The 18,755-nt window shown below is 74.5% G+C and carries 18 protein-coding genes and 1 pseudogene; 4 read left to right on the forward strand and 15 right to left on the reverse strand.

The genetic code is table 11. From position 1 onward, the window contains the following. Window positions 1-3 precede the first annotated feature (3 nt). The 5 genes and pseudogenes from ABZY13_RS01115 to ABZY13_RS01135 form a co-directional block, all read right to left on the reverse strand. The gene (locus ABZY13_RS01115) at window positions 4-510 is read right to left on the reverse strand and encodes a DUF3291 domain-containing protein (protein WP_356626599.1); all 507 of its coding nucleotides are present in this window, start codon (window positions 508-510) and stop codon (window positions 4-6) included. A 44-nt stretch (window positions 511-554) separates the two neighbouring features. Next, window positions 555-2,012: a penicillin-binding transpeptidase domain-containing protein gene (locus ABZY13_RS01120; protein ID WP_356626601.1), complete on the reverse strand. Its 1,458-nt coding sequence runs from the start codon at window positions 2,010-2,012 to the stop codon at window positions 555-557. Beyond that, complete coding sequence (locus ABZY13_RS01125; protein WP_356626603.1) at window positions 2,009-3,382, reverse strand: FtsW/RodA/SpoVE family cell cycle protein; 1,374 nt, start codon at window positions 3,380-3,382, stop codon at window positions 2,009-2,011. Before ABZY13_RS01125 ends, ABZY13_RS01120 begins: the two co-directional genes overlap by 4 nt. Before the next feature lie 44 nt (window positions 3,383-3,426). Continuing rightward, on the reverse strand, window positions 3,427-3,966 hold the full coding sequence (locus tag ABZY13_RS01130; protein ID WP_356626605.1) for an SH3 domain-containing protein: 540 nt from the start codon (window positions 3,964-3,966) through the stop codon (window positions 3,427-3,429). A gap of 162 nt (window positions 3,967-4,128) precedes the next feature. Further along, a pseudogene (locus ABZY13_RS01135) lies at window positions 4,129-4,634 on the reverse strand (protein phosphatase). 97 nt (window positions 4,635-4,731) lie between these two features. Between ABZY13_RS01135 and ABZY13_RS01140 the strand changes: the two are divergent. Further along, window positions 4,732-5,565, forward strand: a complete 834-nt coding sequence (locus tag ABZY13_RS01140) for a nuclease-related domain-containing protein (protein WP_356626607.1) — start codon at window positions 4,732-4,734, stop codon at window positions 5,563-5,565. Between the two features lie 80 nt (window positions 5,566-5,645). On the opposite strand, the gene ABZY13_RS01145 is transcribed toward ABZY13_RS01140, so the two are convergent. Next, a complete protein-coding gene (locus ABZY13_RS01145; protein ID WP_356626608.1) occupies window positions 5,646-6,965 on the reverse strand; it encodes a vanadium-dependent haloperoxidase in 1,320 nt (439 codons plus the stop codon). A 54-nt stretch (window positions 6,966-7,019) separates the two neighbouring features. Beyond that, the gene (ligD, locus tag ABZY13_RS01150; RefSeq protein ID WP_356626610.1) at window positions 7,020-7,901 is read right to left on the reverse strand and encodes a non-homologous end-joining DNA ligase; all 882 of its coding nucleotides are present in this window, start codon (window positions 7,899-7,901) and stop codon (window positions 7,020-7,022) included. Between the two features lie 64 nt (window positions 7,902-7,965). Here ligD and ABZY13_RS01155 point away from each other — a divergent pair, with 64 nt between their 5' ends. Further along, entirely contained in the window at window positions 7,966-9,036 is a 1,071-nt protein-coding gene (locus ABZY13_RS01155; RefSeq protein ID WP_356626612.1) for a Ku protein, read from the forward strand. Here the strand turns inward: ABZY13_RS01155 and ABZY13_RS01160 are convergent, their stop codons facing one another. From ABZY13_RS01160 to ABZY13_RS01170, 3 genes are all read right to left on the reverse strand, one after another. Next, complete coding sequence (locus ABZY13_RS01160; protein ID WP_356626613.1) at window positions 9,037-9,486, reverse strand: SRPBCC family protein; 450 nt, start codon at window positions 9,484-9,486, stop codon at window positions 9,037-9,039. Between the two features lie 92 nt (window positions 9,487-9,578). Further along, a complete protein-coding gene (locus tag ABZY13_RS01165; RefSeq protein ID WP_356626615.1) occupies window positions 9,579-10,814 on the reverse strand; it encodes a cation:proton antiporter in 1,236 nt (411 codons plus the stop codon). A gap of 3 nt (window positions 10,815-10,817) precedes the next feature. Next, on the reverse strand, window positions 10,818-11,303 hold the full coding sequence (locus ABZY13_RS01170; protein WP_356626617.1) for a TrkA C-terminal domain-containing protein: 486 nt from the start codon (window positions 11,301-11,303) through the stop codon (window positions 10,818-10,820). 104 nt (window positions 11,304-11,407) lie between these two features. Here ABZY13_RS01170 and ABZY13_RS01175 point away from each other — a divergent pair, with 104 nt between their 5' ends. Further along, complete coding sequence (locus tag ABZY13_RS01175; protein ID WP_356626619.1) at window positions 11,408-12,085, forward strand: TetR/AcrR family transcriptional regulator; 678 nt, start codon at window positions 11,408-11,410, stop codon at window positions 12,083-12,085. A 30-nt stretch (window positions 12,086-12,115) separates the two neighbouring features. Here the strand turns inward: ABZY13_RS01175 and ABZY13_RS01180 are convergent, their stop codons facing one another. Further along, the gene (locus tag ABZY13_RS01180) at window positions 12,116-12,589 is read right to left on the reverse strand and encodes an Rrf2 family transcriptional regulator (RefSeq protein WP_356626620.1); all 474 of its coding nucleotides are present in this window, start codon (window positions 12,587-12,589) and stop codon (window positions 12,116-12,118) included. Between the two features lie 78 nt (window positions 12,590-12,667). On the opposite strand from ABZY13_RS01180, the gene ABZY13_RS01185 reads away from it, so the two are divergent. Next, window positions 12,668-13,411 carry an NAD(P)H-binding protein gene (locus ABZY13_RS01185; protein WP_356626621.1) on the forward strand — a complete coding sequence of 248 codons (744 nt, stop codon included), beginning with the start codon at window positions 12,668-12,670 and terminating at the stop codon, window positions 13,409-13,411. Window positions 13,412-13,495: 84 nt separating this feature from the next. Here the strand turns inward: ABZY13_RS01185 and ABZY13_RS01190 are convergent, their stop codons facing one another. From ABZY13_RS01190 to ABZY13_RS01205, 4 genes are read right to left on the reverse strand one after another with little or no spacing between them, the layout of a single operon-like run. Beyond that, entirely contained in the window at window positions 13,496-15,031 is a 1,536-nt protein-coding gene (locus ABZY13_RS01190; RefSeq protein ID WP_356626623.1) for an FAD-binding oxidoreductase, read from the reverse strand. 20 nt (window positions 15,032-15,051) lie between these two features. Beyond that, entirely contained in the window at window positions 15,052-15,864 is an 813-nt protein-coding gene (locus ABZY13_RS01195) for an aminotransferase class IV (RefSeq protein ID WP_356626625.1), read from the reverse strand. 4 nt (window positions 15,865-15,868) lie between these two features. Then, a complete protein-coding gene (locus ABZY13_RS01200; protein ID WP_356626627.1) occupies window positions 15,869-17,104 on the reverse strand; it encodes an FAD-dependent monooxygenase in 1,236 nt (411 codons plus the stop codon). A 33-nt stretch (window positions 17,105-17,137) separates the two neighbouring features. Then, on the reverse strand, window positions 17,138-18,739 hold the full coding sequence (locus ABZY13_RS01205) for an AMP-binding protein (RefSeq protein WP_356626629.1): 1,602 nt from the start codon (window positions 18,737-18,739) through the stop codon (window positions 17,138-17,140). Window positions 18,740-18,755: the final 16 nt, after the last annotated feature.

Below are 18,755 nucleotides of genomic sequence, written 5' to 3' on the forward strand. Positions count from 1 at the left end.
CGGTCAGACCGGGCAGCCCAGGTCCTCCGCCACCTCGCCGGTCACCGGCGCGGTCCCCTCGGGCGGGAAGGAGGTGCGCAGCGTGAAGGCGTACGGCGTCGGCCCGTTGGTGCGCAGGTGCAGCAGCCGCGCCTCGGCCTCGGCGACGGTCGGACGGTGACCGGCCGGCACCCACCACAGCGCGGTCACCGCCTCCTCCAGCCGTTCGAACCACTCCCGGCGCCGGGCCAGCATCTCCCGGTGCCGGCCCTGGTACATGTACGCCGTCAGGGCGTTGGGGTCCCGCCACACCGTCAGGTTGACGATCAGCCAGGAGTCCCCGAACACGGGCACGTCGGTCGCGTTGCCGGAGTCGCCCTTCAGCCGCCACACGAAGCCGTCGGCCGCGTCGGCGTCGGCGTTCACCGGGTCGAGCGCGTCCACGAAATCCTTCAACTGCGGTGAGTCCAGCGGGGCCTTGAGACGGGCGATGTTGACCTGGGCGAGTTCGTACGCGGTGGGATCGGTCATGACCGAACGGTAGGTCGGCGCGCCCTCGCCCGGCACCCCCCGTCTCACTGGCCGAGAACCGCCGCCATCACCGCCCGGGCGACCGGCGCGGCCACCCCGCCGCCGGTGATGTCGCCGCGGTCCGCCGCAGCGTCCTCCACCACCACCGCGACCGCCACCCGCGGCTCCGGATCGCCCTCCCGCTGCGCCCAGGACACGAACCAGGCGTACGGCGTCCCGGAGTTGCCGACCCCGTGCTGCGCGGTGCCGGTCTTGCCGCCGACGACCGCGCCGGGAATCGCCGCGCCCCGGCCGGTGCCCCGCTCCACCACGTCCCGCATCAGCTGCCGCAGCCGCAGCGCCGTCGACGGCGACATCGCCCACCGCGCGGGCAGGGCGCCCGCCGAGGAGACGGTGGCCCCGCGGGCCGTCGTACGGCGCTCCACCAGGTACGGCTCGCGCACCAGCCCGCCGCCCGCGACGGCGGCCGCGACCGTCGCCATCTGCAAGGGCGTCGCCCGCGTGTTGAACTGGCCGATCGACGACAGCGCCAGCTGGGCCCGGTCCACCGAGGTGTCGAAGGTGCTCGTCGCCACCGGGTAGGGGATGCGCGGATCGGGGTCGTTGAAGCCGAAGGCGTGCGCGGCGGCGGTCATCCGCTCCACCCCGACGTCCACGCCGAGCTTGGCGAACACCGTGTTGCAGGACCGCTCGAACGCCTCGCGCAGGGAGGCGTCGCGGCACTCCCGGGCCTTGTCGCGCAGGGCCGTGGCGGTGCCGGGCAGGGTGTACGGGACGGGGGTGCGGGTGGGGGCGTCCAGGTCGCGGACGACGCCCGCGTCCAGCGCCGCCGCCGCGGTGACCACCTTGAACGTCGAGCCCGGCGGATACGTCCGGTGCGTCGCCCGGTTCAGCATCGGCCGGTCCGGGTCCCGGTTCAGCCGCGCCCAGGCCCGCATCGCCGCCCGTCCGTTCCCCGACAGCTCGCCGGGGTCGTACGACGGGGTGGACACCAGCGCCAGGACGCGTCCCGTCGCCGGTTCCACCGCCGCCACCGCGCCCTTGCGGTCGCCGAGCCCCGTGAAGGCCGCGCGCTGCGCCGCCGCGTGCAGGGTGGTGACGACGTCGCCGCCCGAGGGGCGCGCGCGGGTGAGGTCGTTCCACAGCGGCAGCGGCCTGAGTGCCGGGTCGGCCCCGGACAGCAGGGCGTCCTCGGTGCGCTCCAGGAACGCCGTGCCGTACAGCTGCGAGGCGAACCCGGTCACCGGCGCGTACAGCGGCCCGTCCGTGTAGGTGCGTTCGTGGCGAAGATGCTCGCGGGTGTCGCGGGAGCCGGTGACCGGGCGGCCCTCCACCAGGATGTCGCCGCGCGGCTCGCGGTAGCGGGCCATCGTGTCCCGCCGGTTGGCCGGGTTGGCGTCGTGGGCGGGGGCCTGGACGATCTGGACGCGGGCGGCGTTGACCAGCAGCGCCGCCAGCAGCAGCGCGCAGAAGGCGGCGGCGTGCCGGATGTGCCGGCTCACGGGGCGAGCCGCCCGTCGTACTCCCGGCGCGCCGCGTCGCTCACCCGGATCAGCAGCGCCACGATCACCCAGTTGGCGACCACCGAGGAGCCGCCCCGCGCCAGGAACGGCATCGCCATCCCGGTCAGCGGGATCAGCCCGGTCACCCCGCCCGCGATGACGAACACCTGGAGCGCCACGAGCGAGGCGAGCCCCACCGCGAGCAGCCGCCCGAACGGGTCGCGCAGGGCGAGGCCCGCCCGGAAGCCGCGCTCCACCAGCAGGGCGTAGAGCACGAGGACCGCGGCCAGCCCGGCCAGGCCCAGCTCCTCGCCGGCGGTGGCCAGGATGAAGTCGGACTTCGCGGCGAAGCCGATCAGCTCCGAGTCGCCGAGCCCGAGCCCGGTGCCGGTCAGCCCGCCCGCGGCGAAGGCGAACAGCGACTGCGCGAGCTGGCCGGGGCCCTGGCCGGCGTCGACGGACGCGAAGGGGTGCAGCCAGTCCTGGATGCGGGCGTGCACGTGCGGCTCCAGCCGGCCCACCGCCCACGCTCCGGAGGCGGCCAGCGCGAGGCCGACGGCGATCCAGCCGGTGCGGCCCGTGGCGACGTACAGCATCACCACGAACAGGCCGAAGAACAGCAGCGACGTGCCGAGGTCCCGTTCCAGGACCAGCACGCCGACGCTCGCCAGCCACACGGTGACGATCGGGCCGAGGACCCGTCCGGTGGGCAGCTGGAGCCGGCGCAGGCGCGGGACGCGACGGCCGGCGTGGGCGAGCGCGCCGCGGTTCGCGGCCAGGTACGCGGCGAAGAACACCGCCAGCAGCACCTTCGCGAACTCGCCCGGCTGGAGGGAGAGGCCGGCGAAGCGGACCCAGATCCGGGCGCCGTTCACCGGGGGGAACAGGATCGGCAGCGTGAGCAGCACCAGGGCCGCGGCGCCGCTGACGTAGGCGTAGCGGCGCAGCAGGCGGTGGTCCCGCAGCGCGGCCACGACCAGGGCGCACAGCACCACGCCGGACGCCGACCAGACCAGCTGCGCCGGGGCCGCGCGGTCGCCCGGCGTCTCCAGGTCCAGCCGGTGGATCAGCACCAGGCCGAGCCCGTTGAGCAGCACGCCGATGGGCAGCGGCAGCGGGTCGGCGTACGGGGCGCGCATCCGGACCGCGAGGTGGGCGAGGAGCGCGAACGCGCCCAGCCCGGCGCCGTGGGCGGCGGCGCCGGGCGGGAGGGAGCCGTCGTGCGCGAGCCCGACGGCGCAGTAGCCGCACACCGACAGCAGGACGGCCGCCAGGACGAGGGTGAGTTCGATGCCGCGGCGCCGGGGGAGGCGCGCCGGGGGAGCGGGCGTCCGCGCGGCGACGGCGGTTCCGGTTCCGGCCTCGATCATGTCCGGAACCTAGCGGAATATGACGTCTTGCTCTCCTCTTGTGCTCAGCACCAGCGCGGGGCCGGGCCGATGTTGTCGATGTAGCGGGCCGCGCCCCAGGCCCAGGTGCCGTCCGTGAGGAGGTACCACAGCGGGTTGCCGTCGACGGTCTCGCCGGGCGCCTTGCAGTAGATGGAGACGACGTCGCCGCGGTGCACGGCCCGGATGACCTGGCTGCCGCGGTTCGGCGCGCTGCGCAGCAGCAGCCGCTGGGCGGTGACGACGCCCTTGTAGTAGCGGGAGTCGTGGTGGCCGCCGCCGTGCGGGTCGCGTCCGTCGCCGCCGAGGCCGTTCCCGCCGGCGCCGCCGCTGCCACCGCCGAAGCCGTCGCCTCCGGCTCCTCCGCCGCCGCCGACTCCTCCGCCGCCGAAGCCGCCGCCCTGGGGCTGGTACTCGCCGGACACGACGGAGGCGCCGTCGCCGCCCCACTCGTCGTTCGCGGGGGCGGTGCCGAGGGCGCCTGCGGGGACGACGGCGGCGGCGGTGGCGAGGGCGCCGGCGGCGGTCGCTATGGCGAGGCGGGTGAGCGAGGCGCGCAGGGACATGGGGTACCTCCATGAATGGGGGTGAAGTGGGTCAATCGCCACATTAGGAGGGTGGTGTCGGCGCCGCCTTCCACACTGGGCCATCAGGGAGAGGCGGCCTATGGGGAGGAGCGGCTGCTTGCCGAGACGGCCGCCCGGGCCGGACGGCCGCAGGCCGGGGCCTCACTCCGCCAGTTCCTCCAGCAGCCGGGCCGTCGGCAGCCCCGCCCGCAGGTACTCGACGAACAGGTCGTCGTGCAGCGCCCACGGCGAGCGGCGGGACCGGATCAGCCGGACGGCCGCCTCCGCCGACCGCCCCTGGCGCATCAGGGCGTGCGCCGCGACCGGGCCGGAGCGGTTGTAGCCGTGGTAGCCGCGCACCGGCACCTTGCGGCCGGCGGCCACCGCCTCGCGCGCGGCCTCCGCGAGCCGGATCACGCCCGCGAGCCGGGCGCCGTCGAGCGGCCCGTCCAGGATGGGCCGCACCTGGTGCTCCACGCCGGGACCGGGCCCGTGCCCCGGCAGCCGCAGCAGGGTCTGCACGAGATCGACCTCGTCCCGTACACCGCGGACTCCGGGCCGCCCGACCGGCTCGCGCACTCGTGCCCGCCCCTCCACGGCCCGGGCGCGATCTCGTCCCACGGGCGCTCCGGCGAGGGGACGTCGGGCCGCTTCCCGCGGGCAGCCACCGGCGCCTCCCCAACCGTACGCCCAACTCCTCACCAGCAGCCGGGTTCTTGCTCCGGGAGCACCCGGCCTGTTCCCATGGTCATGAGGTGATGGCGCATGACCGGACTGCGCGTCGTCCCGGCCCTCGGGCCCGGCCGGGAGCGGCTGTACGTCTGTCTCACGGACGGCAGGAGCATCGCCTGGTACGACCGTGGGACGGCCCGCGTCCACCTGATCGCCGAGGACCGCAGGGACGACGTCCTCACCGCCCTGCGCCCCTTCGTCGCGGGCCCGGTGACGGTGGGCCCGCCGCCCGTGCCGACCCCCGCCGAACTGGCCCGGCTCAGCCTCCACCCCGACGACGACCTGGCTCCCAACCGGCCCGGCGAGGCCCTGCTGATCGCCCTCGACCGCGACCCCGGGGGGCTGGGAGCGGCCGGTTCCGTGGGCCGGTTGGGCGCCGACCCGCGGCGGCGGGCGCTGGAGGCCGAGCGGACGGTCGGGGAGGCGCTGGACGGGCTGGAGGGCGCGGGCTGGCGCACGCTGCACTCGGTCCCGCTGCCCGGCGGCGACCGCGTCCACCACCTGGTGATCGGGCCGGGCGGGGTCTTCGCCGTGCACGCGGTGTACGCGCGCAGGCGCAGGGTGCGGATCGCCGATCCGGTGGTGCGCCTGACCGCGCTGGGGCGGAGGGAGGAGCGGCCGCTGCTGCGACGGGTGCGGGCGGACGCCGACCGGGCCTCGTACGCGCTGACCGCCGAGGTCCGTCCGGTGCTGGCGCTGGCGGGTCCCGCGGCCCGGCTGGAGGTGGCCGGGCCGCTGAGGGAGGTGCGGGTCCTGGAGGACGCGGACCTCGCGGGGCTCGCCCGGCTCGGGGGCGTGCTCAAGCCGGCGGACGTGGAGGGCCTGTACGCGCTGGCCCGTGACCGGAACACCTGGGCGCGGCTGTGAGAGCGGCCGTCCGTGCGCCGCAGGCGACTGCGGGTGGCGGGTGGCGGGTGGCGGGTGGCAGGCGGCTGTGAGCGGTGCTTTCAGTCGGCCTCCTGGTCGACCGGTGTGAAGTAGTGATCGAGTGTGAACGCCCCGATGTCCCTGCCGAGCCGGTCGCCGACGACATCGCTGGTCCGGAAGTGGACCCCGCCCCACACCCGGGCGTTGATCACGTCCCGCCGGAAGTCGGCGGCCCGCGTGTACGTCCGCGTCGTCCCCGTCACCGCCGAGGAGATCCGCAGGTCGAGGTCGCCGCCGCTCAGCCGGTCCAGGACCGTCACCGCGGCGCCGTCCACCGTGCAGTGCCCGCTGACGTAGTCCGGGTACGGCGGCGTGCGCAGCAGCGGCGTCCACTCCGGGTCCGCCTCGGTGGCCGGGTTGCCGTCCGTGCCGGCCAGCCGGATCGCCGTGACGGGACGCCACTGCCCGTGCGTGTACTTGGCGTTCCACGCCGCGATCGACGCGTCGGCGGTCGCCGTGTTGGCGGCGGCGAACAGCCGGGCCGCGTCCACCAGGTCCAGCCCGCGCCGCTCGACGTGGCCGCGGTAGGCGTCCTGGAGCTGCACCGGCAGGACGTCGGCGTAGAAGCGGGCCGTCTCCGTCTGCCACGCCGTGCGCAGTGAGCCGCTCCTGCCGCCCATCGCCTTGATCTCGGCGAAATCCCGCGCGTACCGGCGGGAGGCCGGCGCGGGCGGGGCCGCGGGCAGCACCCGCTCGGCGGAGTCCAGCAGCAGGGGGCGCGTCTTCGCCAGCCACGGCGCGTGGAAGGGCGCCTCGGTCGGCGGGGTGGGCCGCCAGACGCCGGGGGCGGGGGCCTTGGCGTACGTCACCCGGGCCCCGCGCCCGTCGTCCGCGCGCAGCCGCACGACGTGCTCGGCGGCCCGCCGCCCGAAGGCGACGCCGCGCTCCTCGGCGCGCCCGTCGGGGATCTTCGCCAGCGACTCGGCATAGGCGGCGTCGAGGCGCTTGCGGGAGGACGGGAAGTACGTCCGCAGCACCTCGTGCGCGGCGGCAGCGGCGGCGGCCTCGGCGGAGGCGCCGTGAGGGCGTCGTACGTCCCACTTGTACGGGGTGTAGCGGCCCTCGATGCCGACCACCGCGTTGTAGACGGCGGCGGAGACGAAGCCGTGCCAGAGGAACTGCTCCGCCGAGTACAGCCGGGCGTCGGTGTTGATGGTGGCGACGGCGGTGCGGTTCCAGTCGAGGATCACCTGCGGGCCGGCCGCCCCGGGTGCCGGTGGCCGTTCGGGCGCGGCGGTGGCGGACCAGGGGGCGGCGGCGAGGGCGAGGGCGGTGAGGGCGGCGAGGAGGGTGCGGCGGGGGGTGCGGTGGGATCGGGGGGAGGGCGGGGACGCGTCCATGGGACTCCTTCGGGATGGGGTGGTCGGCGGTCGTACGAAAGGGCCGCGCCGAGGTCAGGGCAGCGGCCCGGCGCGGTCGGGGTCGAAGAGGGGGGCCAGCAGGTCGCCGTAGTCCTGCACGCGGGGTCCGAGGTCGGCGGCGGTGAACACGAGCTGTTCGGGGGCGCCGCAGGCGGTGACCTCGTCCCAGGTGACGGGGGCGGAGACGGTGGGCTCGGGGCGGGCGCGCAGGGTGTAGGGGGCGGCGGTGGTCTTGCGGGCGGCGTTCTGGCTCCAGTCGACGAAGACCTTGCCGGGCCGCAGGCTCCTGGTCATCCGGTGGACGACCAGCCGGGGCATGGCCCGCTCCGCCTCGACGGCGAGGGCCTTGGCGTACTCGGTCACGTCGGAGGAGGGCGCGGGCCGGACCGCCGCGAGCAGGTGCAGCCCCTTGGACCCGGAGGTCTTGGGGTGGGCCTCGATGCCGTCCGCGGCGAGGCGTTCGCGCAGCCAGAGGGCGACCTCGCAGCACTGCACGACCGTCGCGGGGGCGCCCGGGTCGAGGTCGAACACCAGCCGGTCGGCGATCTCCGGGGCGCCGGCGAGCCACTGGTGCGTGTGGAACTCGGCGACCAGGTTGGCGGCCCACATCAGGCTCGGCAGGTCCTGCACCAGGACCATCCGGGAGGGTCCCTCCGACCGGGGGACCTCGGCGGTGGTGACCCAGTCGGGCGTACCGGGCGGCACGTTCTTGGTGAAGAACACCTGGCCGTCGGGACCGTCCGGGTAGCGCAGGAAGGACACCGGCCGGTCCCGCAGATGGGGGAGCAGCACCTCGGCGGTGGTCGCGTAGTAGTGCAGCAGCTCGGCCTTGGTGAAGCCGGTCGCCGGGTGCAGCACCTTGTCCAGATTGCTGAGCGCGACCCGTCGCCCCTCCACCTCTGTGATCGGCGTCATACGATGAGAATCACAGAAATCGTCACATATCGCCGTAAAGCGACTCCCCGGTCAGCGCGAAAGGATGCCGCCCGTGCGATCCATCTGGAACGGCGCCATCTCGTTCGGCCTCGTCAGCATCCCGATCAAGCTGGTGAACGCCACGGAGAGCCACTCGATCTCGTTCCGCCAGATCCACACGGAGGACGGCGGCCGGATCCGCTACCGCAAGGTCTGCGAACTGGAGGACCGCGAGGTCAGCCAGGCGGAGATCGGCAAGGGGTACGAGGACGCGGACGGGTCGATCATCCCGATCACGGACGAGGACCTGGCGCAGCTGCCGCTGCCGACCGCCAGGACGATCGAGATCGTCGCGTTCGTGCCGGCCGACCGGATCGACCCGCTGCAGATGGACGCGGCGTACTACCTGGCGGCGAGCGGCGCGCCGGCCGCCAAGCCGTACACCCTGCTGCGGGAGGCGCTGAAGCGCAGCAACAAGGTGGCGATCGCCAAGTTCGCGCTGCGCGGGCGGGAGCGGCTGGGCATGCTGCGGGTGGTCGGCGAGGCGATCGCGATGCACGGCCTGCTCTGGCCCGACGAGGTGCGCGCCCCCGAGGGCGTCGCCCCCGACACGGACGTCACCGTCCGCGACAAGGAACTGGACCTCGCGGACGCCCTGATGGACACGCTGGGCGAGGTGGACCTGGAGGACCTGCACGACGAGTACCGCGAGGCCGTCGAGGAGGTCATCGCCGCGAAGGCCGCGGGCGAGGCGCCCCCGGAGACCCCCGAGCCGGCGAAGGGCGGCAAGGTGCTCGACCTGATGGCGGCCCTGGAGAACAGCGTCCGGGCGGCGCGGGAGTCCCGCGGCGAGGAGCAGGCGGAGGTCAGACGACTCCCGCCGCGCGAGACGACCCCGAAGGAGCCGGCGGGCAAGAAGTCGACGTCCACGACGGGCAGGACCCCGGCGAAGAAGACGGCGTCCACGAAGAAGACGGCGTCGAAGTCGGCGTCGGCCGCGAAGAAGACGGCGGGCACGTCGAAGACCGCGGGGACGTCCAAGACCGCGGGCACGTCCAAGACCGCGGGGACGTCGAAGACCGCGCAGAAGAAGACCCCGGCGAAGAAGACGGCGTCCCGCAAGCGCTCGGCGTGATCACATCGCCGCCTCCGACTCGGCCCGGCGTCGTATGCCCCCGAGCCGGCGGGTCATGAGGATCCTGTGGGCGCCGGACGCGATGACGAGGCGGCGGTAGGTCCGGCCGGCGGCGCCCGGGAAGGAGGCGTGGGTGCGGGCCGTGAGGAGGGTGCCGGTGGGGCGGGGGGTCAGGGTGAGGGTGAGGGCGTAGCGGGAGTACCGGTGGCGGCCGGTGAGGCGGAGCAGGCGGGCGGGGGCCGACTCGGTCACCTCGAAACCGGGGAGCGTGGAACCCTCGGCGAGTGGCGCGCCGGTGGTCCTGCCGGGGTCGGCGGCGACCAGGCGGCCGTATGCCTCCCACGAGGGTGAGCCGCCGCCGTAGGCGTGGGCGAGGGACCGCCACACGGCGGTGGGGGAGGCGGCGACCAGCACGGTGTGCTCGTCCACGAAGGGCAGGTCGTCGGTCATGGCCGGGCCGCCCCGGTGAGGTGGGCGAGGGGGAGTCGGGTCATGGGGCGTCCTCGTGGGTGAGACGGCCGGGGGGCGGCGACGGCAGGGGGCTACTTCTCCGAGCCCGCCAGCGAGTCCGGCGCCGCCTCCGGCCGGGGGTCGGGGCCGATTCCCGGGCCGTTCCCGCGGCGGCGGCCCGTCACACGGAGGGCCACCGGCTCGGTGAACCGCGCCGTGAGCGGTCCGACGATCACCAGGATCAGGACGTACGCCGTGGCCAGCGGGCCGAGGGACGGCTCGATGCCCGCCGTGACGGCGAGCCCGGCGATGACGATGGAGAACTCGCCGCGGGCGACGAGCGTCCCGCCCGCCCGCCACCGGCCCTTGGCGGAGATCCCGGCGCGGCGCGCGGCCCAGTATCCGGTGGCGATCTTCGTCAGCGCGGTGACCACGGCCAGCGCGAGCGCGGGCAGCAGGACCGGCGGGATGCTGGCGGGGTCGGTGTGCAGGCCGAAGAAGACGAAGAAGACGGCGGCGAAGAGGTCCCGCAGCGGCGCCAGCAGACTGTGCGCCCCCTCGGCGGCCTCGCCGGACAGCGCGATCCCCACGAGGAACGCGCCCACCGCGGCCGACACCTGCAACTGCTGCGCGAGCCCGGCGACGAGAAGGGTCAGCCCGAGCACGACCAGCAGCAGCTTCTCGGGGTCGTCGCTGGAGACGAAACGGGAGATGTGGCGCCCGTAGCGCACCGCGACGAACAGCACCGCCCCGGCGACGCCGAGCGCGACCGCCAGCGTCACACTGCCGGCCGCCAGCCCCGACCCGGCGAGCAGGGCGGTGAGGATGGGCAGGTAGACGGCCATGGACAGGTCCTCGAGGACGAGGATGCTGAGCACGACGGGCGTCTCCCGGTTGCCGAGCCGCCCGAGGTCCCCCAGCACCTTGGCGATCACGCCGGACGAGGAGATCCAGGTCACCCCCGCCAGCACCACGGCCGCCACGGGCCCCCAGCCCAGCAGCAGCGCCATGGCGGCCCCGGGCAGCGCGTTCAGCACGGCGTCCACGAGGCCGGCCGGGTACTGGGTGCGCAGGTTGGAGACCAGGTCGCTGGCCGTGTACTCGAGGCCCAGCATGAGCAGCAGCAGGATGACGCCGATCTCGGCGCCGATGGCGACGAACTCCTCGCTGGTGCCCAGCGGCAGCAGCCCGCCCTCGCCGAAGGCGAGCCCGGCCAGCAGGTAGAGCGGGATCGGCGACAGCCGGAACCGGGCGGCGAACCGGCCCAGCAGCCCCAGGCCGAGGATGATCGCGCCGAACTCGATCAGGAAGACCGCGGACGAGTGCACGGCTCACTCCCGCCCGAGAATCGCCGCGGCCGCCTCCACACCCTCACGGGTGCCGATCACGATGAGGGTGTCCCCGCCCGCGAGCCGGAAGTCCGGCGCGGGCGACGGGATCGCCTCCGCCCGTCGCAGCACGGCCACGATCGAGGCGCCCGTCGCGGTGCGCATCCGCGTCTCCCCGAGCAGCCGCCCGTTCCAGTGCGAGGAGGCCGCCAGCTCGACCCGTTCGGCGACCAGCCCGAGCGAGGTGGTGGACAGCAGGTTGGGGCTGTGGTGCGTCGGCATCATGGCGTCGATCAGCGCCGCCGTCTCGCCCGCGGTCAGCCGCACCGACAGCGCGCACGCGTCCGGATCGTCCTGCCGGTAGGCGTTCAGCGTCCGCGACCCGTCCCGGTGCGCCACGACCGACACCCGCCGCCGCTCCCGCGTGGTGAGGTCGTAGCGCACCCCGATCCCCGGCAACGGCGTACTGCTCAGGCGTGGAGTGCTCATGGTTTCCCCTGTCTGGTCTGCGACTTCGGCCTGACCGCCCTGTCCCGCCACCCTAACCAGCGGGCCGGGGACGCGGCCGGGCCGCCTCCCTAGGATGAGATCCCATGACGCCTTCCTTACCGCAGTCGCCCGGCGCTCCCGACCCGGGCGGCCTGCGCGACCGTACGACCTCCGACGCGCTCGTCCTCGACGGCGCCCGCCCGGCCGGCCGGCGCGGGACGGTGCGCGCCGACGCCGCCCGCAACCGCGCCCGGCTCCTCCACGCCGCCGCCGAACTGGTGGCCGAGCGGGGGGTGGGGGGCCTGACCATGGAGGCGGTCGCCGTCCGCGCGCGGGTCGGCAAGGGCACCGTCTTCCGCCGTTTCGGCAACCGCACGGGCCTGGTCATGGCACTGCTGGAGGAGACCGAGGAGACCTACCGGCGGGCGCTGCGCGAGGGTCCGCCGCCGCTCGGGCCCGGCGCGCCCGCCGTCGAGCGGATCGAGGCCTTCGGGCTCGCCACGCTGCGCCACTGGGCCGGTCACGGCGAGCTGTACCTGGCCGCCCGCCCGGACTCCGTCCTGTGCCACGGCACCTCACCGCAGCAGGTCAAGCGCGACCACCTGCACGCCCTGCTGCGCGAGGCCGTCCCCGGAGCCGACACCGAACTGCTGACCGAGACGCTGCTGGGCTTCCTCGACGTCGGCCTGTACTCCTACCTGGTCCACCACCGCGGCCTCGATCCCCAGCGGGTCGAGGCGGGCTGGCGGAACCTGGTCGCCCGCCTGGTCACGCCCGTCTGACCGCCCCCGACGCGAGACCGCGCCCGAGGACTACGCCGTCCCCGTCAGGCGCAGCCGGGTGCGGGACGGCGCGGACGGGGGCAGGGAGGCGACGATCTCGGCGAGGGTGACCCCGGCGAGGCTGGCGCGCCACGCCTCGTGCGCCTCGGCCATCTTCTCCGCGAGCACACACGTGCGCCGGCAGTCCTCGGGCGGCAGGGCCCCCCGCCCCTGCTGGCGGATCTCCCGGCACTCGTACGGCGACGACGTGCCGTCGACGGCCTCGACGATGTGCAGGAGCGTGATCTCGGCGGCGGGCCGCGCGAGCCGGAAGCCGCCCCGCGGTCCGCTGGTCGCGGCCAGCACGCCGGCCCGGACCAGCGCCTTGAGCTGCTTGGTCAGATAGGCCGCCGGGAGGTCGTAGTACTGCGCGAGCTGCGTCGCCGACGCGCTGACTCCCGGGTCGAGCTGCGCCAGCGTCGCGGCGCAGTGCAGGACCCACTCCGTACTCACAGGCAGCTTCACAGCCCCGAGTCTATCGAAGACATTGTGGAGTCATTTAGTCCATGATACTTTCCGGTCAACTGGAATGGGGAGGTCACCATGCGCATCGCTGTCGCCGGCGCGACCGGAAACATCGGGGCCCTGACCGTCGCCGCACTGGAGCGGGACGGGCACGACGTCGTACGCATCAGCCGCTCGTCCGGCGTGGACCTGACGACCGGCGCGGGGCTCGACGACGCCCTCGCCGGGGTGGACGCGGTCGTCGACGCGACCAACGGTCCGGCGAGCGACCGGGCGGAGACGGTGGCGTACTTCGCGGCCACCACCCGCAACCTGCTCACCGCCGAGGAGCGGGCGGGCGTACGCCACCACGTGCTGCTCTCGATCGTCGGGATCGACCGGGTCGAGGGGAACGCGCACTACGCGGGCAAGCGGGAGCAGGAGCGCCTCGTCGCCGAGGGGCCGGTTCCGTGGACGATCGTCCCGGCGACGCAGTTCCACGACTTCGCCGCCATGGTGACGAGCTGGACCGAGCACGAGGGCGTCGCCACCCTCGCCCCGCTGCTCGTCCAGCCGATCGCGCCCGCGGACGTCGCCGACATCCTCGCCGAGATCGCGACGGGCGAGCCGCAGGGGCGGTACGCCGACATCGCCGGGCCCGAACAGCACGACCTGGTGGACATGGCCCGCCGCACCAACGAGGCGCGCGGCCGTGAGATCAGGCTCGTGCCGACCTGGCGGGCCGGATTCGGGCCGGAGATGGCCGGCGAGGCGCTGCTGCCCGGCGAGCGGGTCCGCATCGCGCCGACCACCTTCGACGAATGGCTGGCGAAGCAGCGCTAGAGAGCCCAGGACGCCCCCCGGGCCCGCCGTCCCGTGCCGGGGCCCCGCCGGCCACGGCCGTCGCCGTGACCGGCGGGGCGGCGGTCACGCCGGGACCGCCTGCGGGAAGGTGAAGAAGCCGTACGGGTCGTACTTCCGCTTGACCCCGCTCAGCCGCGGCAGGTTGGGGCCGTAGTAGGCGTGCGCGTAGTCGCTCAGCTCGGTGTCGGGGAAGTTCACGTACGAACGCCCGTTGGAGTAGCCGTCGATGGCGTCGAACAGGCCGTTCAGCCAGCTCTCCGCCGCCGCCCGCTCCTCGGCGGGCGGAGTGGAGGAGGCGAGGCTGACGGTGAGGGTCGCGCTGTAGAGCGCGTCGCGGTGCGGCCACGCCGTGGCGTCGACGGCCGGGAGGTTGGCGTTCTTGCCCAGGCCGAGCAGGCTGACCACCCGGGACTGGCCGGCCCGCCGGTCCGCGTCGAACGCGGCGAGGAACTCGTCCACGCCCGTCTGCGGCAGCACCCGGCTGAACATCCGGCCCCGGTTCTTGACCCAGGCCTGCCGGGGGATCGTGGCCTCGGGGTTGCTGCCGGTCGTGTGGCAGGCGTCGACCGTCTTGTCCTCGCAGCCGAACACCCGCATCATCGCCCGCTCGTACGTCATCTCCTGCACCGCACGCGTGGCGGGCGCGACGCCCACCAGCGAGGTGAGCAGGGCCAGTTCGGCCTCCAGCTGCTCCACGGTGCCGAAGTGCACGCCCGAGACGATGATCGTCGGCAGCGCCCCCGGCCGCGCGTCCGGCAGCCTCACCAGACCGCCGCAGGCCAGGTCGGCGGACGCCTGCCGCGACCACTCCAGGTAGCCCGGCACGGCCCGCTGGGCGTGGTCCCACGTCCAGGTCAGCGTGTAGTGGACGACCCGGGTGATCGGGGTGGGCGCCATCCGGAACTCGGTGACCACGCCGAAGTTGCCGCCGCCCCCGCCGCGCAGCGCCCACAGCAGGTCGGCGTTGCGGTCCTTGGAGGCCGTGACGATCCGCCCGTCGGCCAGCACCACCCGCGCCGACAGCAGCCGGTCGGAGGCGGGGCCGTACTTGCGGTACTGCCAGCCGGTGCCGCCGCCGGTGAGGAAGCCGCCGGGGCTGACCGTCGCACAGAAGCCGGCCGGCACGCTGATGCCGTACGGGCTCAGCCGCGGCAGCACGTCCACGGCCTGGACGCCGGGGCCGAGGCAGACCTGGCCCGGCCCGGCGTGCACCCGGTTGAGCCGGGTCAGGTTGATGACCAGGCCCTCCGTGGTCGACCAGCCGCCGTAGCTGTGGCCGCCGCTGCGCACCGCGGTGTGCAGGGAGTGGTCCTGGGCGAACAGCATCGCGGTGGCGACGTCCTGGGAGGTCTCGGCGTACACCACGGCCTGCGGACGGATGTCGTCGAACTGGGCGTTGGCCAGCAGCCGGGCGCGGTCGTAGTCGGCGTCGCCGGGGAGGACCAGGTCGCCCGTGAGCGAGGCGCGCAGCCGGTCCCACGGGGCGGTGCCGTACCGGCGCCGCTTCGGGCGGGCCTCGGCGGTGCCGACGGCGGCGAGGCTCGCGCCGGCGGCGGTCAGGCCCGCACCGGCGGCGAGCAGGGTCCTGCGCTTGATCATGTCCAGTTTCCTTTGTGAGTTCACGGCACGCGGTGTGCGTGCTCGCTCGCGATGGGCGAGTCGTCCAGATGCCGGGCCTGCGCCCGCAGCAGCCGCTGCCACCGGGGTGCCCGTTCGGCCGGCGCCGCCCGGCGCCCGGAGCTGATCCACTCCGTCACCGGACGGATCCCGTGCAGCGCGTTGACCAGCCAGGTCTCCCGGTCGTACAGGTCCTCGAAGGCCGCCCTCGCACGGCGCACCACGACGCCGCGGTCCCGGGCCAGCCCGGACAGCAGGGCGCTGGTGACGCCGGGCAGCACCCGGTCCTCGGCGTCCGGCAGACACAGGTCGGGCCCCTCCCACCACAGGAGACTGGCCGTGGTCGACTCCGTGACCCGGCCGTCCTCGGTGGTGAACAGCGCCTCGTCCGCGCCGGCGGCCCGGGCCCGCGCCCGCACCTGGGCGAGGCGGCCGATGTCCGGCCCCTTGACCAGGGGAGCGGTGCGCGGGTCCGCGTACGGCCAGGGCAGGACGCGCACGGCCGGGGCCAGGTCCGGGGCGCGCCGCAGGTTAAGGGCGAGCGTCCCGTCGGGATGCAGTTCCACGCGCGGGAACCACTGGCCCTCGCGCGGGAGTTCGGCCACGGCGGCGTCCCAGAACCGCCGCACGGCCGGCTGCCGCAGGCCCGCCCGCACACAGGACGCGGCGAACCGCGCCCCGTGGCGTTCGACGGCGCGCACCCGGCCGTCCGCGACCAGCCAGGAGTCGGCCACCAGGAGATCGCCCGCCGGGTCGGCCGCGGGGGCGAACCCCCGTTCGCCGTCCCAGGCGAGCCACCGCTCCGTGCAGGCCATCGTGTCAATACCGTCCCTTGGTGTTGGTCGGTGCTCCGGTGCGCGGCCCGTACGGGGCGCGTTCCAGCCACTCCCCGCAGGAGGGCACCAGCGGGGAGAGCGCCGCGCCCGCGGCCTGCTTGAGCCGGGTCAGCCTGCTGCTCGGCCGCAGATGGGCCAGGGCCGTCCGCGCGGCCTCGCTGTTGAACACGGCGGCCTGCCGGCGCTCGGTGGCGAACTCCCGTATGGCGAGGACCCGTTCGTCCGGCCGCGCGAGCGCCCTGGCCACCGCGTCGGCCGCCGCGGCCGAGTCGGCGATGCCGCTGTTCATGCCCCGCGCCCCGAAGGGCGGGAACAGATGGGAGGCCTCGCCGACCAGCAGCACCCGGTGGCAGCGGTCGGTGAAGTCGGCGGCCACCACATGCAGGAAGCGGTACTTGGACACCCACAGGAGCCGGTCGGCGTACTTCTCGCCCACCACGGCGGCCACCCAGCGGGCCGCCGCGGCCTCGTCGGCCCACTCCTCGGGCGCGTCGCCGTCCTTGCACTGCAGGTCCAGCTGGAAGCCGCCGGCGAACGGCACCCGCATCACGCTGCGACCGCCGAGCGCGGGATGCTCGTAGACGAACACCCGCTCCAGCGGCAGCGGATCGTCGGGGTCCTCCTCGATGTCGACCACGACGTGGAAGGCCTCGGACCGCTCGCCCTCCATCTCGATGCCCTGGGACCGGCGCACCCGGGACCGCGCGCCGTCGGCCCCGATGACGTACTCGGCCTCCCACACCGCGCCCTTGCCGGTGGTGAGCCGGGCGATGTCCGGGAACGTCTCCACGCCGGTGACCTCGCTGTCCCAGCGGAACTCGACGCCCGCCTCGCGGCAGGCCGCCATCAGGTGACGTTCCGTCTCGATCTGCCGCAGGCTGGTGAACGGCGGCGTGTGACCCGCGTCGTTCGGCCGGGGCGGGTAGGTGCGGGCGAAGACCTCCTTCGTGCGGTAGACCGTGCGGCGGGTCGGCCAGACCACCCCGTTGCGGATCAGGGTGCGGTCCAGGCCCGGGCTGATCCGGCCCAGCACGTTCAGCGACTCCCGGTGCACGAACAGGGCGCGGCTTCCCGGGCGCACCCGGTCCTCCGGCTCGGCCTCCAGGACGGTGACGGGCAGGCCGTGGCTGCGCAGGGCGAGAGCGGCGGTGAGCCCCACGGGGCCGGCTCCGACGACGAGGACCGGGACCCGTTCGGGCGGTGGGGGATTGGAGGACATGACAACTCTCCCTCTGGTCGTCCGGCGCGGTCGTCAGTCGGAAGCGCGCACGCCGCCGGGCGCCTTGTTCTCGCGGAGCATCCGGCTGATCTCCACGCGCTGCACCTTCCACGTCGAGGTGCGGGGCACCTCGTTGAACGGCCAGTGCAGGGGCGGGGCGAGGGGCGGCAGACCGGCGGTGGCGCGGGCCCAGCGCTCGGGGTCCAGCGGGGCGTCCCGGCGGGTGCACACGACGGGCACCGGGTCGCCCTCGGGGCCGGTGACGATGATCACCTCGAGGAGTTCCTCCAGGCGGGACAGCAGGATGTCCTCGAGTTCGAGGTTGCTGTCGATCTCGTCGATCTGGTCGATCTCGCGGTCGATCAGGTGCAGCTTCCCGAACCGGCCGAGGTAGCCCATGTCGCCGAGCCGCCACCAGCCGTCGTTGAAGTTGTTCAGATAGCGCTCGTGCTCGCCGAGGTACGTCATGATGCGGCCCCGGCCGCGCAGTTCGAGATGGCCCGGCTTGCCCTTGGCGACGGGCCTGCCGCTGTCGTCGACCACCCGCAGCCGGATGAAGCCGGGCAGGACGTAGCCGACGTCGCGCCCGTCCGTCTTGTCGGCGGTCTTCGCGCTGTACCAGGCGCCGGAGATGGGCCCGGTCTCGCTCTGCCCGTACAGCTGTATCAGCAGCGGGCGGGGGCGCTTGGAGGCGCGCAGCAGCCGCTGGATGGTGCGGGGGTGGATGGCGTCGAAGGTGCTGCTGTAGTAGCGGACGCTGGACAGCGGGGCGCCGGGGGCGTCGGCCAGGTCCTCCCACTGGATGAAGTTGTTCGGGTGCGTCTCGACCAGGCCGGGGCGGTGCCTGACGAAGATGGGCGCGATCTTGTCCGGGTCCGGGTCGTTCAGGACGAGCAGCGGGTTGCCGTAGTTGAGGAAGACGCCGAGGGAGTGGAAGAAGCGGGAGTGCACGAACGACATGCACAGCGCCACCGTCTCCTTCCTGCGCACCGGCCAGGCGATGACCTGCTGCGGCAGCAGCCGGTGGAACAGCGCCTTCGCGTTGTGGACCATCAGCTTGGACACGCCCGTGGTGCCCGAGGTGTGGGTGATCAGCGCCGGCTGCGAGGAGTGCAGGCGCACGGCCGGGCGGCGGGGCGCCCCGTCCAGGTCCGCGAGCCGGCGCAGTCCGTCGTGCGCCTCGGTCCCGGCCAGCACCGTCTCGTGGGTCAGCGACCGCACGTCCACGCCGTCCAGCGGGCCGGTCAGCTTGGCGGCGTCGCTGATCAGCCAGGGCTTGTCCAGCCGGCCGAGCAGCTTGCCCACGATCTCCCCGGGCAGCGCGGAGGAGATCATCACCGGCACGCCGCCGATCCGGGCCACCGCGCAGGCCAGCAGCGAGATGTCGAAGTTGTCCGACTTGTGGACGGCGACGCGCTCGGTGGGCCGGATGCCCGTCGCCCACAGCCGGGCCGCGAGGTCGTCGACCACGTCGGCCAGTTCCGCGTAGCTGAAGCTGGTCCCCAGGTGGGGCAGGGTCGCGAGCGGCTGGTCGAGGGTGACGGGCGTGCCCGGGAACTTGGCCGCGGCCTTCTCCCAGAGCAGGCCGAGGTAGAAGGCCGTCTCCGGCAGCGGTTTGGTGATCCTGGAGAACATGAGGCGGCTGCTTTCT

It is taken from the genome of Streptomyces sp. NPDC006610 (genome assembly GCF_040611575.1).
In the GTDB taxonomy this organism is placed as follows: domain Bacteria; phylum Actinomycetota; class Actinomycetes; order Streptomycetales; family Streptomycetaceae; genus Streptomyces.

Excerpts from the sequence above, each read along its gene's own strand:
- ABZY13_RS01115 (WP_356626599.1), bottom strand. The coding sequence starts at position 510 with ATGACCGATCCCACCGCGTACGAACTCGCCCAGGTCAACATCGCCCGT.
- ABZY13_RS01125 (WP_356626603.1), bottom strand. The coding sequence starts at position 3,382 with ATGATCGAGGCCGGAACCGGAACCGCCGTCGCCGCGCGGACGCCCGCT.
- ABZY13_RS01130 (WP_356626605.1), bottom strand. The coding sequence starts at position 3,966 with ATGTCCCTGCGCGCCTCGCTCACCCGCCTCGCCATAGCGACCGCCGCC.
- ABZY13_RS01140 (WP_356626607.1), top strand. The coding sequence starts at position 4,732 with ATGACCGGACTGCGCGTCGTCCCGGCCCTCGGGCCCGGCCGGGAGCGG.
- ABZY13_RS01145 (WP_356626608.1), bottom strand. The coding sequence starts at position 6,965 with ATGGACGCGTCCCCGCCCTCCCCCCGATCCCACCGCACCCCCCGCCGC.
- ligD (WP_356626610.1), bottom strand. The coding sequence starts at position 7,901 with ATGACGCCGATCACAGAGGTGGAGGGGCGACGGGTCGCGCTCAGCAAT.
- ABZY13_RS01155 (WP_356626612.1), top strand. The coding sequence starts at position 7,966 with ATGCCGCCCGTGCGATCCATCTGGAACGGCGCCATCTCGTTCGGCCTC.
- ABZY13_RS01160 (WP_356626613.1), bottom strand. The coding sequence starts at position 9,486 with ATGACCGACGACCTGCCCTTCGTGGACGAGCACACCGTGCTGGTCGCC.
- ABZY13_RS01170 (WP_356626617.1), bottom strand. The coding sequence starts at position 11,303 with ATGAGCACTCCACGCCTGAGCAGTACGCCGTTGCCGGGGATCGGGGTG.
- ABZY13_RS01175 (WP_356626619.1), top strand. The coding sequence starts at position 11,408 with ATGACGCCTTCCTTACCGCAGTCGCCCGGCGCTCCCGACCCGGGCGGC.
- ABZY13_RS01185 (WP_356626621.1), top strand. The coding sequence starts at position 12,668 with ATGCGCATCGCTGTCGCCGGCGCGACCGGAAACATCGGGGCCCTGACC.
- ABZY13_RS01190 (WP_356626623.1), bottom strand. The coding sequence starts at position 15,031 with ATGATCAAGCGCAGGACCCTGCTCGCCGCCGGTGCGGGCCTGACCGCC.
- ABZY13_RS01195 (WP_356626625.1), bottom strand. The coding sequence starts at position 15,864 with ATGGCCTGCACGGAGCGGTGGCTCGCCTGGGACGGCGAACGGGGGTTC.
- ABZY13_RS01200 (WP_356626627.1), bottom strand. The coding sequence starts at position 17,104 with ATGTCCTCCAATCCCCCACCGCCCGAACGGGTCCCGGTCCTCGTCGTC.
- ABZY13_RS01205 (WP_356626629.1), bottom strand. The coding sequence starts at position 18,739 with ATGTTCTCCAGGATCACCAAACCGCTGCCGGAGACGGCCTTCTACCTC.